Annotated in this window: 1 protein-coding gene; it reads right to left on the bottom strand. The window is 41.8% G+C overall.

What is annotated here, in order from left to right; all coding sequences use genetic code 11:
• A partial coding sequence (locus A4R26_RS07455) for a non-ribosomal peptide synthetase (protein WP_133054584.1) occupies positions 1-2,961 on the bottom strand: 2,961 nt, incomplete at both ends.

Raw genomic sequence — 2,961 nt, 5'->3', positions numbered from 1 at the left:
CTTTGGATGCATCTGATCCGATACGCTCTGATGCATACTCAAATAGTGAACGGTCACCATTGGATACATTCGCGCCAAAGTCGCCCAGGTAATTAAAGCTGATTGGTGGGTTGAGTTTACTCGCAAGTCCTTCCTGGCTTAAGTAAGTGAGCATACCATAACCGATTCCTTTATTTGGTATACGTCGTAAATCGTCTTTTACCTTTACCAGGCTCGCTGTCTGACTGGATGAATTGGATACATCCAGTACAAATGGATAAACTGTAGTAAACCATCCTACCGTTCTGCTGATGTCTACTCCATCGATGATCTCCTCTCTGCCATGACCCTCCATCCGTAAAACGCTTTTATCCGCGAACAGCACTTCTTTCAGGGCAAGGCCAAGACTCGCGAGTAACACATCATTTATCTCTGTGTTATAAACTCCATGAACCCGGGTTTGCAATAACCCGGTGGTATGCTTATCCAGGCTGAAAGATTCAACTGAATCTATTACTGCTGCCTGATCTTTTTTTAGCGCTTTATCCTGTGGTAATTTTGGTATTTCTTGTTTACATACCTGCTGCCAGTAAGTACGCTCCTTTGCAAGTTTGCTACCTGCTGCGTATTCTTTTTGAAGCAATGCCCATCTTTGAAAAGAATCAGTCTTTGATGGCAAGCCTGGTTTTTTGCCTGTTTTGTAACCGGAGTACAAACCCGACAGGTCTTCCAGGAGTATACGCCAGGAAACTCCATCTACCACCAAATGGTGAATGATCATACCTAAGCGGTCGCCGTCTTTCAACCTGAAATGAAGCACTTTGAGTAATGGACCTTCAGATAGCTTTATGCCTGATTGTAGCGCTTCTCCGAGTCGTGCCATCTCGCCAGGCGGGTCATCTGATTCTCTTAAATCATAGAAGTTTAACGAGTATCTTTTCGATCTTGTGTCCTGGTTATATTGTTGCCATCCTTCCGGAGTCTGTTTATACACCATCCGGAGGGCATCGTGATGCCGTGTCAGATCATCTACACTCTTCTCCAGTATATTTCTATCCAACTCATCCTTACTATACAGTAAAACAGATTGATTGAAATGATCATGCACTTTAATCTCAGCTGTTTTGAAAAACCATTCCTGTATGGGTGTCAGCACAACCTCCCCGCTCACCTCACTTTGATCGCTAACCTGGGTAGTCAGCTCCATTAACCGGGCCAGTTCATACAACACAGGTGTCCTCAGCAGGTGTTCCACTTTAAGCGTATAGCCGTACTGTTTTAACCTGGCTACCACCTGAATGGACTTGATGGAGTCTCCACCCAGGTTATAAAAGCTATCCCTGATCCCTATACCTTCTCTTTTTAAAACAGCTGACCATACTAAAGCCAGGACCTTTTCCTGTTCAGTTACCGGAGCTACATATTCTATGCCACTGGAGAGTCCCAGACCTTCAGGGTCCGGTAAAGATTTCCTGTCTATTTTTCCATTAGCTGTTAAAGGAATTGCTTCCAGTTGTACAAAACAGGCCGGAAGCATATATGGGGGTAGCTTCTCTTTCAGATAAGCTCTTAAATCGCCTGCGTTTTGATCTATATTTGAAGTGATATAGGCTACCAGCTCTTTCTCTCCTGATTCATTCTCTTTTACTACGACTACAGCCTGGCTTATGGCTTCATGCCTTAATAAAGCATGCTCTATTTCGCCAGGCTCTACCCGGTAACCCCTGATCTTTACCTGGTCATCTTTTCTGCCTATAAACACAATATTGCCATCTGCCAGCCTCCTGCCTGAATCTCCTGTTCTGTACAGGCGTTCTCCTTCTTTAAAAGGATTTACTATAAACTTCTCTTTAGTTAACTCTTCTCGGTTCAAATAGCCCCTGGCTAAACTATTTCCTCCTATACAAATTTCTCCTGTTACACCAATGGGCAGTAAATGCTGATTTACATCCAGGATCAAAACCTGGCGACCGGCATACGATTTACCAATTGGAATGACAGCTTCAAAATTTGAAAGCTTGCCCTGTATCATTATTGGAAACCACGTAGCTGTTAGTGTGGTTTCTGTCGGTCCATAAACGTTGTAGAATTTTTCTGTAAACCTGGAAATATTATGCCATTGTTTTTCAAGTGCTCCTTTTTCAAGTTTCTCACCACCTATTGCACAAAACTCAAGCTTATGCCAAAAGGTCTCAGGATTAAAGGTCGTTATCAGGGAATTAAAAAAGGCAGTTGAAAAATCCGCGTGTGTAATCTTATATTTCGAGAGCAGGTCATAAATATAGTCGGGATCGACATTATTCGTTTTCATATACAGGGTAGCACCGAAACATAGCGTTGTAAAAATTTCCTGGGCAGCCGCGTCAAAAGCAACATTAAAAAATTGCAGAACCCTCGATTCGGCACTTACCCCATATAGGTTTTTAACATTAAAAATGTGGGCAATGATGCTGCGATGCTCTATCAAAACGCCTTTTGGCACACCTGTAGATCCGGAAGTATATATTGCGTAAATTAAGTTGCCAGGACTTAATTCTTTCGGCAAATTCGTCTTTTGACACGTTGCGCTGCCGGCAATAAAAATAGCCAATTTATTTTCATCAATAATTAGTGAACTTTTGCTATCCTTTGCGATGTATTTTACTTTCTCTTCCGGCGAGTCGAGATCGATTGGGATATATGCCGCGCCTGCTTTTAAAATCGCTAGAATTGTAATGATCAAATTTTCATTTCTCGCTAATTGAAAACCAATTAAATCATCTGGCTTAATTTTATAATTATCCTTTAAGTAATGCGCCAGTTGATTAGAACGCTCATTTAGCTCCTGATAGGAAATTTCTCTACCTTCGAATACAAGTGCTGTTTTGTTTGGTGTCTTTGCAACCTGCTCTTCAAATAAATCTACGGTAGTTTTATCTTTTGGATAAGCTACTTCAATATCATTAAAAGCAAACAGCAGTTCATGCTCTTCTTCCGATGATA

Origin of the sequence: Niastella populi (assembly GCF_002078015.1) — a bacterium.
Taxonomy (GTDB): Bacteria; Bacteroidota; Bacteroidia; order Chitinophagales; family Chitinophagaceae; genus Niastella; species Niastella populi.
The sequence above is the reverse complement of the archived record's forward strand: the minus strand, read 5'-3'. Positions and strand labels throughout refer to the sequence as shown.